Genomic DNA, 12,925 nt, shown 5'->3' with positions numbered 1-12,925 from the left:
AAGGGGTATTTATGAGCGAACACACTATTGCGGCTCCCACCAGCGAGGCCATGCAGGAGCTCGGCCGCCGCGTGGCCGGAATGGTACACGGCGGCGATGTATTGCTGCTCTCAGGCCCTCTTGGTGCCGGCAAAACCACATTCGCCCAAGGCTTCGGCGCGGGGCTGGACATTACCGAACCCATCGTGTCTCCTACATTCACCATTGCCCGCGAACTTGACGGGCATTTCGCCGACGGCACTCCGGCTCATCTGGTGCATGTGGATGCCTACCGTCTGGGCGGCTCAGCCTATGCGCCGGGGCAGGACGCCATCGGGCGTTTGTTGGACGAGCTGGAATCGCTGGGATTGGACGAAGAACTTGAAGACCCCGGCGAGAACACGGTGGTGCTTATGGAGTGGGGCGAACAAATGGCCACCGCCTTGGCACCAGAACGACTTGAAATCCATATCGATCGACCTCTCGATTCCTCCGATGTCGCATCCGCTGGATCAGACGGCGAACTCACCAGCAACGGCACTCGTACCGTCGCATTCGTCCCAGTCGGCAAGCGATGGGCCGCGTTCGACCTGCAATAAGCCATGCTCCCATAGACTCCTCGATGTACACTCTCTAGAGGCTTTACGACTAGGAGGATTCATGGGTTGCACGTTGGTGATTGACACCTCATTCGGCTCGACGGTCGGCATTGTGGGGCGCGAGCCCATTGTAGAGACCGATTCGCGCACCCATGTGGAGAAACTGCAGGTCAATATCGCGCGCGCGGTCGAGGAGGCCGGCCTGACTCCTGCCGATATCGAGGAGATCGTCGTGGGCATCGGCCCGGCGCCATTCACCGGCCTGCGCGCCGGCATCGTGGCCGCCAAGGCGTTGGCCTTCGCCACCGGGGCCAAGCTCGTCGGACAGAACGTACTCGACCCGCAAGGCGAGATGATGAACTTCGTGCTGGGTGACAGCGCCATGTTCGACGGCATCGATTTCCTGGCCGACGTGCCGCGCTTGAGTTCGCGCCAATCGGATGGTGACGTCCCGGACGCCGAGGCCAAGGAACACGAACTCGACCGCCACGTCACGCTGTGCGTCAACGATGCGCGCCGCAAGCAGCTGTACTTCTCGCTCAACCACGGCAGCATCAGCCTGCCGGACGAGGACGCCGCCGAACGACGCTGGATCGAGATGGATATCGACTACCCGGAGCATATCGTCGAACGGGTGAACGCGGCGCTCGCGGAACACGGCGAACGCGACGGCGTCAGCTATGTGGTGGATGTGACCGGCCACGGCGCGGCCAAATACGCATCCGTCTGGCAGGGACTGCGTGCGCTGGGCTCCGTGGTGGACGGATCGGTATTGGATGCCGGGAAAGCCGGGCTCGCCGTCTTTGCGACCACCGCGTTGAGCCGCGAACTGCGCGGCGACCAGGTCGTGCCGATCGAACCGTTGTACCTGCGCCGGCCGGACGCCGAAGTACCGAACCCACTGAAGCACGTGCTCGGCCATGCCGGTGCCGATAAGGCGTGAAGTGGGTTGTGGTCCGATGATTGTTGACATCACTGCCGTAAGTCGTGATCTTGCGGTTCGTTCCATCGCACAGTTGGAAGGCGAACTGTTCGGCCGCGGCGCATGGAATGCGAACATGGTGCGAGAGGAACTGGACGCACCGGCCCGCACGTATCTGCTGGATGTGCTGGGAGAGGCGGAACAGGCTGTTGTCCGCGGCTACGCCGGCTTCTGGTACGACGGCGAGGACGCCGAGCTCATGACCATCGGCGTGGGCAAGGCATACCAGCGGCAAGGCATCGCCGCTGCGTTGCTTCAGGTACTGGTCGACGAGGCGAAACGTCAGGGCGCCTCGCGCATGCTGCTCGAAGTGCGTGTGGATAACGACCCTGCGCTGGCCCTGTATCAGCGGTTCGGATTCGAACGCATGGGATTGCGCAAACGCTACTACCAGCCCGAAGGCATCGACGCATACACCATGAGCTTGGACCTGAAACCTAGGGTCGTGGGCTTTGCCGCCCCGCAGACGGCATCGGCGGACATTGAAGACATCACCAGCAAGCAAACGGAGAAGAACGGAGAAGCACGATGAGCGAACCGGTTGTACTGGGTATTGAATCCACCTGCGACGAAACCGCAGCCGCCATCGTACGCGGCCGCGAACTGCTCTCCAACGTCGTGGCCTCATCCATGGAGGAACACGCGCGATACGGCGGCGTGATCCCCGAAATCGCCTCCCGCGCGCACGCCGAGGCCTTCGTGCCATGCGTGTCCAAGGCGCTCGTCGACGCGAACATGACGTTGGCGGATGTGGACGCCATCGCCGTGTCCGCCGGTCCCGGACTGGCCGGTTGCCTGGCCGTGGGCGTGTCCGGCGCCAAGGCGCTGGCCTGGGCTGCGAACAAGCCGATTTACGGCATCAACCATGTGATCGGGCACATCGCCGTCACTCAGCTGCAGTTCGGCCCGTTCCCCAAGGACACGCTGGCTCTGATCGTCTCCGGCGGCCACACCTCGCTGCTGCACGTGGAAGACATGCCGCGCAAAATCGATGTGGTGGGCACCACGCTGGATGACGCGGCGGGGGAGTGCTTCGACAAGGTCGCCCGCCTGCTCGGCTTCCCGTATCCGGGCGGCCCGCACATCGACCGCCATGGTCAGAACGGCGACCCGCACGCCATCAAGGTGCCGATGGGTCTGACCCAAGGCAAGGCCGGTGCCGCGCACCCGTATGATTTCAGTTTCTCCGGTGTCAAGACCGCCGTGGCCCGTTGGGTGGAAAGCGAGCAGGCCGCCGGCCATGAGATTCCGGTGGACGACGTGTGCGCATCCCTGGCCGATTCCGTGGCCACCGTGCTGGCCCGTAAGGCCATGCGCGGCTGCCGGCAGTACGATTCCAACACGCTGATCGTGGGCGGCGGCTTCTCCGCCAACTCGCAGCTGCGCGCCAAACTGCTCGAATTCGGCGAGAACTACGGCGTCGACGTCCGTATCCCGCAAATCAAGCTCTGCACCGACAACGGTGCCATGGTCGCCATGCTCGGCGTGAACCTGGTCGAAGCCGGCGTGGCCCCCAGCGCCCCCGACTTCCCGATTGACTCCGCCATGCCCCTGACCAAGGTCTCGATGTAAGATTTGCGCGGTATTCCCAAACTGATACTGGGAATACCGTGCCTCTCATCGGTGAATTGACAGTGACCTGTCTGCCTGATGTGAGTAGTGGTGAGGTCTTCGCCATGGATTTCCCGGTTGATGATGGGGTGTCGTGTCTGGCCACCAATACGATGAAAATAAAAAAGCCTCGGAGAACCGAGGCTTTCGATGGCTCCTGCGACTGGGCTTGAACCAGTGACCGTCCGATTAACAGTCGGATGCTCTGCCAACTGAGCTACGCAGGAATATTCAATTTTCATCCCGGCCGGAGTTACCCGTTCAGGTGAGCTCCTGCGACTGGGCTTGAACCAGTGACCGTCCGATTAACAGTCGGATGCTCTGCCAACTGAGCTACGCAGGAATATTCAATTTTCATCCCGGCCGGAGTTACCCGTTCAGGTGAGCTCCTGCGACTGGGCTTGAACCAGTGACCGTCCGATTAACAGTCGGATGCTCTGCCAACTGAGCTACGCAGGAATGTCTGCTGTGTTTGAGATTTCTCTCGCGCACAAGTCACATATCTTACATGCCTGCCACGAAAAAGCAAATTACATGCGTGTAGGGCATGTCGCGCTGAATTCCGCAGAATCGGACTCATCGGATACTATCTCATACAGCCAAAAACCGAACGCGGATATACACTAGCGACTAACGGTAGAGGAGCTGGTGTCTGCTTGGCAAATACTGGAATCGGTGAAACGGAACAACCGTCTGAGTATGCGAACCCAGTGGGAACAATCACAAGAGTTCTGATGTTCCGCTGTCACTGCATGGCAGCGGTTGTGACATGGATCGGCCGCGGCTGAAGGTCGAACAACATGACGATGCGGCGATACTGTCACGCGAAATTTCATTGTGGATAACTTCGGAAGCTAGAACCACATAGGTCGTTTTGGCTGGACATCCTGTTTCGGACCCCTCAAGGTGGGTATCACCGGCAAAGAAGCCGGAATCACATCACACTCACACTATGGGGAGGAATCTCATGAATGCACCACTGTTGTTTGATTGGCGTCGCGACGAAGCCCGACGTGCCAGCCGGCGGCGTCAGCAGGCGCGTCAGCGGGCTCAGGAACGGCAACGGCGTATGGATGCCATAATCGCGTTGGCCGCCGTTATCGGCCTGCTGCTTGCCTTGGGAGTAGGGCTGGCATCCACGCCTCAGCATGTTGCGCATGCGGATACTGCGGTGACCGGAGATGCGGCATACACGGTGGAGGATTTCACCGATATGTCTGATTTGGCGTGGCGCAATGGCAATCAGTGCGAATCCCGATTCGACTGGCCGGTCGACGATCCACAGGTCGAACAACAGTTCGAGCGGCCGATCAACCCGTGGGCACCAGGTCATCGTGGAGTGGATCTTGTTGCGGAGCAAGGTACCGTAATTCTGTCACCACAGGCAGGGACCGTGAGTTTTGCTGGCAAAGTAGCTGGCAAAGATGTGGTGAGTGTACGGCATCGTGGAGGTGTCACGTCGACATTCGAACCGGCCGTTACCGAGCTCTCAGTGGGGGATACGATCTCCCGCAGACAGCCCGTAGGCATCGTTGAAGGCAGCTCGGACCATTGCGAAGACCGTTGCCTGCATTGGGGCCTCAAGCGAGGAACGGCCGATTATCTTGATCCACAGCAATATGCGGGGAGTCGAAAAATCGTACTGAAACCGTCATGATTTAACGGTGATTGTCGGCCGGAACAGGGCCGTACGGAAGAGACATCGCAGGCGGCTAGCGGCGTGACGAGTATGAATCACAGACCGGCATCGGCCAAGGAAATATATCCGGGGTCGATCAGCGCGGACTTGAGATTGCTGGCGCTGACAGCCAGCAACGGTTCGCTGATGGTCGGGATCTTCTTCACGCCGCCTACCTCGGAGTTCCTGATTGAAGGCATGGAATTCAGCGCTTCGTCCTTGTTGAGCTTGGCGCAGGCCTGAGCGATATCCGTGGCGATGGTCTGTCTGTCTTCCATGCCGGTCATCCATTGCTTGCCATTGACGATGGATGGGATGTTCGAGACATACGCGCCGTATCCGGTTACTAGAGGCCACTGCGAGTCACGGTCCTTGTCGGAAGCGGAGGTGTCCTCGTCCGCATCGTCATCGGAACTGGATGAGTCGTTTGCGTTGTCGTTTTCAGGGGATTTGATCGGGTCCGGCACGGCGTCGCGGCTGAGATCCTTCTTGCCGGTGATATTGCCGACAATGCCCGAGATGGTGATCTGCGGATTGATATCGGCGGCAGAGCCGGTGTATCCCAGATCGTCCAATTCCTTGACGACCTCGGAGGCGATGTAGTCGTTCATCGTGATGATGCCGTCAATACGGGTGAGTGTGGACTGTCCATCGGTTTTTGCCAGACGCTTGTCAAGCACTTTCGCAGTGGAGCCTTCCTTAGCGGCATCGTAGGCCACGGCTTGCCAATCGTTTTCCGTGGATTTGCCGTCCAAGGTGCCTGAAGGGCTTTCCACAACGCCCTTCTGATAGTAGAAGCCCAGTACCTGCCAGATACCACGGAACGCCTCTTGGGCGAACGTGGAATCGTTGGCGTTGCCTTTTTCGTCCACGGCGGTGTATGGCAGCAGCACCTCAATGTATTTGGGGTTGTCTTTACTGGCCTTATCCAACTTGAGTTTGGACACCATCTTTTCCGCCTGTAGCTTGCCGATGGTCTGGGCGTCCGAGAACTTGACGAAGGCGTCCGGCTTATATCCCTCGATACTGTTGCCGAGCAATACCACATGCATGCCGGATTCCTTGGCCAGCTTGAGCGATGAGACCAGCCGGTCCACGGCCTGCGCCTGCTCGTCCGATGCAGTGCTGTCGCTCTCAGTGTTGGACGAATCGTCTTTGGACGAGTCGTCTTCGGAAGATTCACCGTCAGAAGTAGCTTCCCCATCCGTGGCATCGTTGGTGCTCAGGTTCTGGCTGATGTAATCGCCGTATTGGCGAGTGGAAGCGTCGGCCTCGACTACTGGAGCCACGAGCAATGTCATGTTGTCGGGCGCGATGGCAATGCCGGAATCGTCCGTGGTGTTATTCGAAAGATGATCGACCACAAAGTCTTGGATGGCGCGGCTTTGCTTGGCCAACGAGTCGGACGTCGTATGATCGATATCGCCTTTCTTGAAACCGGCGTCGGCCAGAGCCTTGGCTAGGTCAGGCACCAGCTTCGCCCATTTGTTCAGTGGCGTCTGCTGGTTCAGCGTAATGCCGTCCGAAGGTGTGAACACGGCCACGCCGCCGGCAGAATTGGACGTCACCGTGGTTTGACCATCTACAACGGTCTTATTGTCTGAGGTGCACGCGGTCAGTGACAGCACCATCGCGCAGGATGCGATAATGGCGGCGAGCAGGGTGGTTGAGCGGCGTGCGAACACCATAAGCGGCGAAACCTCCTCAAGCGGGCGTGAAAACAAGCTGAATCACGATTCTAGTAGGCCGTATACGAAAAAGTCCCGGACCAGTGGACAAATCGCCACATATCCGGGAACAATTAGAGGTATTACGTGCGTGCATCGAACAACTGTCATGATTATCGTGCTGAGGAACATTCCAGATGAAGCACGACAATCATGACAGTTTGCGACATGACATGACCCATGTAGGTCCGCACGATGTGTTCGATGATTTACTCGGCCAGAGCCTTGGCCAGGTTCTCGTCCAGCGCGTTCATGAAGCCGTCGGTGTCGAGCCACGGTTCGTCCGGGCCGATGAGCATGGCCAGATCCTTGGTCATCTGACCGCCTTCAACGGTGTCGACGATGACCTTCTCCAGCGTCTTGGCGAAGTGACGGACTTCGGGCGTGCCGTCCAGATCGGCGCGGTGCTTAAGGCCGCCGGTCCACGCGAAGATGGATGCGATTGGGTTGGTGGAGGTCTTCTCGCCCTTCTGCCAGCGGCGGTAGTGACGGGTCACGGTGCCGTGCGCCGCTTCGGCCTCGACGGTCTGGCCGTCCGGGGTCATGAGCACGGAGGTCATGAGGCCCAGCGAACCGAAGCCCTGGGCCACGGAGTCGGACTGCACATCGCCATCGTAGTTCTTGCAGGCCCAGATGTAACCGCCGTGCCACTTCAGGGAGCTGGCCACCATGTCGTCGATCAGGCGGTGCTCGTAAGTCAGGCCGGCCTCGGCGTACCTGTCCTTGTATTCGGTCTCGAACACCTCGGCAAAGATGTCCTTGAACTGGCCGTCGTAGGCCTTCAAAATCGTGTTCTTGGTGGACAAGTACACCGGGTAATGACGCATCAGGCCGTAGTTGAAGCAGGCGCGAGCGAAACCGCGGATCGAATCGTTGACGTTGTACTGCACCTGGGCCACGCCGCCGTCTTCGCCGTAGTTGTAGACCACGTGCTGAATCGGCTCGGAGCCATCGTCCGGAGTGAAGGTGACGGTCAGCTGGCCGGCTCCCGGAACCTTGAAATCGGTGGCCTTGTACTGGTCGCCGAATGCGTGACGGGCTACGACGATCGGCTTGGTCCAGCCGGGCACCAGACGAGGCACGTTGCTCATCACAATCGGCTCGCGGAAGATCGTGCCGCCCAGGATGTTGCGGATGGTGCCGTTGGGGGACTTCCACATCTTCTTGAGACCGAATTCCTTGACTCGGGCCTCATCGGGGGTGATGGTGGCGCACTTGACACCGACATGGTGCTTCTGGATGGCGTGGGCGGCGTCGATGGTCACCTGGTCATCGGTCTCGTCGCGGTGCTCGATGCCCAGATCGTAGTAGTCGAGGTTCACGTCGAGGTACGGCAGGATCAGACGATCCTTGATGTCCTTCCAGATCACGCGGGTCATCTCGTCGCCGTCGAGTTCGACGACAGTGCCTTCGACCTTGATTTTGGCCATGCTTCCTCCTGATAGATGGTGTGAAGATGATTTAGTCATAGCGCATGTTTGTAACGACTTGAAGCAATCGTCCGGTCCGTGGGAAACGGCCTTGTTGGCGTCCCACCCGGGCAATAGGCTGGAAACCATGTCTCAGGAAATTGAAATCGGTTTGGGCAAAAAAGGCCGTCTCGGCTACGCACTCGACGATGTGGCAATCGTCCCCTCCCGTCGCACCCGCGACCCCGAGGACGTCTCCACCTCTTGGCAGATCGACGCCTATGAGTTCGATGTGCCGGTGATCGGCGCCCCCATGGATTCGGTGACCAGCCCGGCCACCGCCATCGCCATGGGCAAGATGGGTGCGCTCGGCGTGCTCGATCTGGAAGGTCTGTGGACCCGTTACGAGGATCCGACCCCGCTGTTGGACGAAATCGCCGGACTGCCGGCCGATCAGGCCACCGAGCGTATCCAGCAGATCTATGCCGAGCCGGTCAAGCCGGAGCTCATCACGCAACGTCTGCACGAGATTCGCGCCGCCGGTGTCACCGTGGCCGGCGCGCTCTCCCCGCAGCGCACCCAGCAGTTCTACTCCACCGTGGTGGACGCGGGCGTGGACCTGTTCGTGATCCGCGGCACTGTGGTCTCCGCCGAGCACGTCTCCTCCGGCCAGGAACCGCTGAACCTCAAGAAGTTCATCTACGACCTTGACGTGCCTGTCATCGTCGGCGGCGCATCCAACTACACCGCTGCCCTGCACCTGATGCGCACCGGCGCGGCCGGCGTGCTCGTCGGCTTCGGCGGCGGCGCGGTCTCCGCCACCCGCCAGACCATCGGCGTGCAGGCCCCGATGGCCACCGCCATCGCCGACGTGGCCGAGGCCCGCCGCGACTACATGGACGAATCCGGCGGCCGCTACGTGCAGGTCATCGCCGACGGCGGCATGGGCGACTCCGGCAGCTTCGTCAAGGCCCTGGCCCTCGGCGCCGACGCGGTCATGCTCGGCGCGCCGCTGGCCCGCGCCACCGAGGCCCCCGGCAAGGGCACCCACTGGGGTTCCGAAGCCCGCCACCAGACGCTGCCGCGTGGCTACCGCACCACGGTCGGCACGGTCGGCCCGCTCGAACAGGTGCTGTTCGGACCGAGCCACCAGGCGGACGGCAAGACCAACTTCATCGGCGCCCTCAAGCGCGCGATGGCCTCCACCGGCTACGTCGACGTGAAGAACTTCCAGCGTTGCGGCATGGTGGTCAACCCGTATTCCGCACGATAATCCCGATTGCCCCCTGAAAATGGGGGTTTGCCCTCCATGCAGGAGGCTTAACTTGCCCGAAGGCGCGCTCAAGTAGTTTGACTTGGCGCGCCTTTCGTGATGTTGTAGTACAGACGCTCGCCGATGATGGTGAGTTGCAAGGGGGCTTGAAGGGGGTCATCATGGAGTATTCGGGATTTTTCCACGGCACATATCAGTACGGGCCGTTGCCGAGTTATGACGGATTCATCGTTGTGGAGCTGTCGGATCGCCCGGTGCGGTATCACATCCAACCCACATTCATAGGCGGGCTGAATGCGAAGGAATGTCATTCCATGGCCATGGCTGCATGCCGCATCGCCTGCACATCGGCGGACGCGATACGTGGCAAACTCAGCGTCGCACATCTCAACAGAGCCATGACAAAACCATGCCTGGACCGGCTGCAAACCATGCAATACCTGCTCGGCACCCACATGGTCACTCATCCGGAGCTCAAAGCGAAATTCTGCTATCTGCCCACTGTCCCCACATTGATCGACGGCATGATCACCGGCAAGGACACGCTGGAAATGGCGGTATTCATGACCATCGGCCAGGAAAATCTGCGAGTCAACCTCAAACTGAAGTACATCGGTTCTCGATGGATGTGCATCTATGCCGATCTGGGCTGACCAGACGGCCCCGCCCGCACACCGATTCCTACGCTGGTAGCGGAAGACGGTTCTGCCGTGTCATAGGCTGGTTCGCCTATAGTAGTGACCATGCGTGAACATGTAGAAGAACCCAGATATGTCACCACCGATGACGACACCGTCTACTCGCTGCTGTCCAAACGAGCAGCTCGCACGCCGGATGACATCATCGCGGAATGGCAGGATGACAACACCCACCAATGGCGCAGCGCCACAGCTACTGAAATGCTGTCCCGCGTACGCGAGGTGGCCAAGGGCCTGTTGGGACTTGGCGTCAAAGCCGGCACCATGGTGCTGATTTACTCGCCTACCTGCTATGAGTGGGGTGTGGCTGATTTCGCTTGCGCGGCAATCGGCGCTGTGGTTGTGCCCGTCTATGAGACCGATTCCGCCCGTCAGACCGCGGGCATCGTCGAGGAAGTCGATCCCGCCATCGCCTTTGCCGGCGACTTCCAGCGCGCACAGACGCTTGAGCAGATCCGTGTCAATCATCCGGGCATGAAATACGTGTTCAATTTCAAGGCCGATGGCCTTGACGCTGTCGTTGACTTCGGGCATGGCGTATCCGATGAGACGTTGGATGCGGCTATCGCTCGTATCAAAGCCGATGATCTGCTCACCGTGGTCTACACCTCCGGTTCCACCGGCAAGCCCAAGGGCGCGATGCTCTCCAACCGCAATTACACGCACATCGTGCTTAACGGCTACGAGATTCTGCGTGGCATGCTGTACGACGACAACCGTCTGCTGCTGTTCCTGCCGCTGGCGCACTGCTTCGCCCGCTACATCCAGTACGTGTGCATCGGTGGCTGCGGCGTGGTCGGATACATTCCCGACGCCAAGCGACTGCTCGCCGATATCCGCAGCTTCAAGCCCACCTACCTGCTGGGCGTGCCACGTGTGTTCGAGAAGGTGTATAACGCGGCCTCGCAGAAGGCTGGTGCCGGCATCCAGGGGCATATCTTCGCCCAGTCGGTCAAGCACTTCGTCAAGTGGAGCAAGGATGAGCAGGCCGGTCGCGGCCATTCGTTCATCGAGCGCATGCGCCATTCGTTCTACATGGCCACGGTAGGCAAATCCATTCGTTCCGCTCTCGGACCGAACCTCAAATGGCTGGCCTGCGGTGGTGCGCCGCTCAACGTGGATTTGGCCCACTTTTTCAACGGCATGAATGACATCACCTTCATCCAGGGTTATGGCATGACCGAAACCGCCGCTCCGATGCTCGTCAATTGGGAGGACGACAACGAGATCGGTTCGGTCGGCAAGCCTGGGCCTGGCATGGGCGTGCGTCTTGGCGAAGACGATGAAATTGAGCTGACCGGCCCGAACGTGTTCCTTGGCTACTACAAGCAGCCCGAACTCACCGCACAGACGATGACTGCCGACGGCTGGATCAAAACCGGCGATCTGGGTCGTATCGACGACCGCGGCTTCACCTTCATTACCGGACGCAAGAAGGACATCATCATCACCGCCGGCGGCAAGAACATCAGCCCCGCCCCGATGGAGGATGTCATCGACACCTGCCCGATCGTGGCTCATGCAGTAGTAGTCGGCGACGGCAAGCCGTTCGTGTCCGCACTTATCGAGCTCGACCCCGAAATGCTGCATTCCTGGCTGGAAGGTCAGGGCCTCAATGCCGACATGACACTCGCCGAGGCCAGCGACAACGACGCGGTGCGCGCCTTTATCCAGCAGTACATCGACCAGGCCAACGCCAATGTCTCCCGCGCTGAGTCCGTGCGCAAATTCGCGGTGCTGGATGAGGAATTCAGTCAGGAGCACGGCACGCTCACCCCGAGCATGAAAGTGGTGCGTCCCAAGGTATTGCAGCGCTACGCCACCGTCATCGAGGAGGATCTGTACGCGCCCAAGCCATCCAACAAGCCGCTGCCCGCCACTGCCAAGATCATCGACAGCACGCTGGAGACCGTCAAGAAATCCTCCGAATCGGTCAAGCAGGCGTCCGAACAGGTCAAACAGGCCTCGGAACAGATGAAAACCAGCGTGTCTGATTCGATTGCTAGCGTGTCGGAGAAGATCAAGAAGTCGAAGGCCGAACCCGAAGAGGGCGAGACCGGCGATTCCGCCGACAATGCCGACAATGCCGCTGACACCGGCAGCAAGCCGGACCGGCCGGCTGACGAGAAGAACGAGGAGTAACGAGAAGTGGCCATCCGTGAGATCAGGGTCGTGCCCGACCCAGTCCTGCGCACCCCCTGCGATGAGATCAAGGAAATCACCCCGGCCGTGCGCCGCCTGGTTGACGACCTGTTGGAAACCGTGGACGATCCGGGCCGAGCGGGCCTGTCCGCCAACCAGATCGGCGTGAGCCTGAGGGCCTTCTCCTACAACATCGACGGCAAAGTCGGCTACGTTCTGAACCCCGTACTCGAGGAGAAGTCCGGCGAGCAGTATGGCGATGAAGGTTGTCTGTCCGTGCCCGGCTTGTGGTATAAGACCCGTCGTGCCGACTACGCTCGCGTGCGTGGCATCGACTTGGACGGCAACGAGGTCGTGCTCGAGGGCTCCGGGCTGATGGGCCGTATGCTTCAGCACGAATGCGACCACCTCGACGGCCACGTGTATTTGGATCGCCTGGAAAAGGAAGAACGCCGCGAAGCCCTGCGCTACATGCGTAATCGTCAGGCGAAGTAGTCCATACTCGGCTCCCGCTGGCGGGAGCCGTCGAACGTAGTGAGACTGAGGGTGGTTCTGCCGGTACCGCCCGTGACTCCCCTCAGTCGCTTACGGCGACAGCTCCCCTCAGAGAGGGGAGCCTGTTTTTTTAGTACCGGCTCCGTGCTATTCTCGAAACTCGTGTGCCACCCGGCAACGGACGCAGTCGCTGGCGTCCAGAGCCACCCAATATTGTCAACCGGCACACAACAAATTCGCGTCATGCTCGCGACGGCTTGTGTCGGTCGGCTGCACAACTCGTGAAACCGGGGGAGCAGCTGCACGCAGGTGCGCATGGCCAGGCAAGAACC

Annotated in this window: 11 protein-coding genes and 3 tRNA genes; 9 read left to right on the top strand and 5 right to left on the bottom strand. The window is 60.1% G+C overall.

Features of this window, described 5'->3' with window-relative positions:
• Positions 1-11: 11 nt before the first annotated feature.
• The 4 genes from tsaE (at position 12) to tsaD (ending at position 3,132) form a co-directional block, all read left to right on the top strand.
• Positions 12-578, top strand: a complete 567-nt coding sequence (tsaE, locus tag BLLJ_RS11150) for a tRNA (adenosine(37)-N6)-threonylcarbamoyltransferase complex ATPase subunit type 1 TsaE (RefSeq protein WP_007052688.1) — start codon at positions 12-14, stop codon at positions 576-578.
• Positions 579-639: 61 nt separating this feature from the next.
• Positions 640-1,521, top strand: a complete 882-nt coding sequence (tsaB, locus tag BLLJ_RS11145; RefSeq protein WP_007054365.1) for a tRNA (adenosine(37)-N6)-threonylcarbamoyltransferase complex dimerization subunit type 1 TsaB — start codon at positions 640-642, stop codon at positions 1,519-1,521.
• A 16-nt stretch (positions 1,522-1,537) separates the two neighbouring features.
• Positions 1,538-2,092 (top strand): ribosomal protein S18-alanine N-acetyltransferase, encoded by a 555-nt coding sequence (gene rimI / locus BLLJ_RS05905; protein ID WP_008783284.1) that lies wholly within the window; start codon positions 1,538-1,540, stop codon positions 2,090-2,092.
• Positions 2,089-3,132, top strand: coding sequence for a tRNA (adenosine(37)-N6)-threonylcarbamoyltransferase complex transferase subunit TsaD (gene tsaD / locus BLLJ_RS05900; RefSeq protein WP_007054363.1), 1,044 nt, complete (start codon positions 2,089-2,091; stop codon positions 3,130-3,132). The genes rimI and tsaD overlap by 4 nt, the downstream gene beginning before the upstream one ends.
• Positions 3,133-3,322: 190 nt before the next feature.
• Here the strand turns inward: tsaD and BLLJ_RS05895 are convergent.
• From BLLJ_RS05895 to BLLJ_RS05885, 3 genes are all read right to left on the bottom strand, one after another.
• Positions 3,323-3,398 (bottom strand) — tRNA-Asn (locus BLLJ_RS05895).
• 43 nt (positions 3,399-3,441) lie between these two features.
• Positions 3,442-3,514, bottom strand: a tRNA-Asn gene (locus tag BLLJ_RS05890).
• Positions 3,515-3,557: 43 nt separating this feature from the next.
• Positions 3,558-3,630: transfer RNA gene (locus BLLJ_RS05885), tRNA-Asn, on the bottom strand.
• Between the two features lie 508 nt (positions 3,631-4,138).
• On the opposite strand from BLLJ_RS05885, the gene BLLJ_RS05880 reads away from it, so the two are divergent.
• Positions 4,139-4,828 carry a M23 family metallopeptidase gene (locus BLLJ_RS05880; protein ID WP_007054320.1) on the top strand — a complete coding sequence of 230 codons (690 nt, stop codon included), beginning with the start codon at positions 4,139-4,141 and terminating at the stop codon, positions 4,826-4,828.
• 77 nt (positions 4,829-4,905) lie between these two features.
• Here BLLJ_RS05880 and BLLJ_RS05875 read toward each other — a convergent pair whose 3' ends face one another.
• A complete protein-coding gene (locus BLLJ_RS05875) occupies positions 4,906-6,537 on the bottom strand; it encodes a substrate-binding domain-containing protein (RefSeq protein WP_013582778.1) in 1,632 nt (543 codons plus the stop codon).
• A 248-nt stretch (positions 6,538-6,785) separates the two neighbouring features.
• Positions 6,786-8,006: an NADP-dependent isocitrate dehydrogenase gene (locus tag BLLJ_RS05870; RefSeq protein ID WP_008783318.1), complete on the bottom strand. Its 1,221-nt coding sequence runs from the start codon at positions 8,004-8,006 to the stop codon at positions 6,786-6,788.
• A gap of 127 nt (positions 8,007-8,133) precedes the next feature.
• Here BLLJ_RS05870 and BLLJ_RS05865 point away from each other — a divergent pair, with 127 nt between their 5' ends.
• The 4 genes from BLLJ_RS05865 (at position 8,134) to def (ending at position 12,593) form a co-directional block, all read left to right on the top strand.
• Entirely contained in the window at positions 8,134-9,258 is a 1,125-nt protein-coding gene (locus BLLJ_RS05865) for a GuaB3 family IMP dehydrogenase-related protein (protein ID WP_007052748.1), read from the top strand.
• 161 nt (positions 9,259-9,419) lie between these two features.
• Positions 9,420-9,911: a hypothetical protein gene (locus BLLJ_RS05860; protein WP_012577406.1), complete on the top strand. Its 492-nt coding sequence runs from the start codon at positions 9,420-9,422 to the stop codon at positions 9,909-9,911.
• A gap of 90 nt (positions 9,912-10,001) precedes the next feature.
• Positions 10,002-12,098: an AMP-dependent synthetase/ligase gene (locus tag BLLJ_RS05855; RefSeq protein ID WP_016507695.1), complete on the top strand. Its 2,097-nt coding sequence runs from the start codon at positions 10,002-10,004 to the stop codon at positions 12,096-12,098.
• A 6-nt stretch (positions 12,099-12,104) separates the two neighbouring features.
• Positions 12,105-12,593 (top strand): peptide deformylase, encoded by a 489-nt coding sequence (gene def, locus BLLJ_RS05850; RefSeq protein WP_007052751.1) that lies wholly within the window; start codon positions 12,105-12,107, stop codon positions 12,591-12,593.
• The last annotated feature ends 332 nt before the right edge of the window (positions 12,594-12,925 follow it).

Source organism: Bifidobacterium longum subsp. longum JCM 1217, from assembly GCF_000196555.1.
GTDB classification, from domain to species: Bacteria; Actinomycetota; Actinomycetes; order Actinomycetales; family Bifidobacteriaceae; genus Bifidobacterium; species Bifidobacterium longum.
The sequence above is the reverse complement of the archived record's forward strand: the minus strand, read 5'-3'. Positions and strand labels throughout refer to the sequence as shown.

What these genes read in the sequence shown, in the direction of transcription:
- tsaB (WP_007054365.1), top strand. Translation starts at nt 640, where the DNA reads ATGGGTTGCACGTTGGTGATTGACACCTCATTCGGCTCGACGGTCGGC.
- tsaE (WP_007052688.1), top strand. Translation starts at nt 12, where the DNA reads ATGAGCGAACACACTATTGCGGCTCCCACCAGCGAGGCCATGCAGGAG.
- BLLJ_RS05860 (WP_012577406.1), top strand. Translation starts at nt 9,420, where the DNA reads ATGGAGTATTCGGGATTTTTCCACGGCACATATCAGTACGGGCCGTTG.
- rimI (WP_008783284.1), top strand. Translation starts at nt 1,538, where the DNA reads ATGATTGTTGACATCACTGCCGTAAGTCGTGATCTTGCGGTTCGTTCC.
- BLLJ_RS05855 (WP_016507695.1), top strand. Translation starts at nt 10,002, where the DNA reads ATGCGTGAACATGTAGAAGAACCCAGATATGTCACCACCGATGACGAC.
- tsaD (WP_007054363.1), top strand. Translation starts at nt 2,089, where the DNA reads ATGAGCGAACCGGTTGTACTGGGTATTGAATCCACCTGCGACGAAACC.
- BLLJ_RS05880 (WP_007054320.1), top strand. Translation starts at nt 4,139, where the DNA reads ATGAATGCACCACTGTTGTTTGATTGGCGTCGCGACGAAGCCCGACGT.
- BLLJ_RS05865 (WP_007052748.1), top strand. Translation starts at nt 8,134, where the DNA reads ATGTCTCAGGAAATTGAAATCGGTTTGGGCAAAAAAGGCCGTCTCGGC.
- BLLJ_RS05870 (WP_008783318.1), bottom strand. Translation starts at nt 8,006, where the DNA reads ATGGCCAAAATCAAGGTCGAAGGCACTGTCGTCGAACTCGACGGCGAC.
- BLLJ_RS05875 (WP_013582778.1), bottom strand. Translation starts at nt 6,537, where the DNA reads ATGGTGTTCGCACGCCGCTCAACCACCCTGCTCGCCGCCATTATCGCA.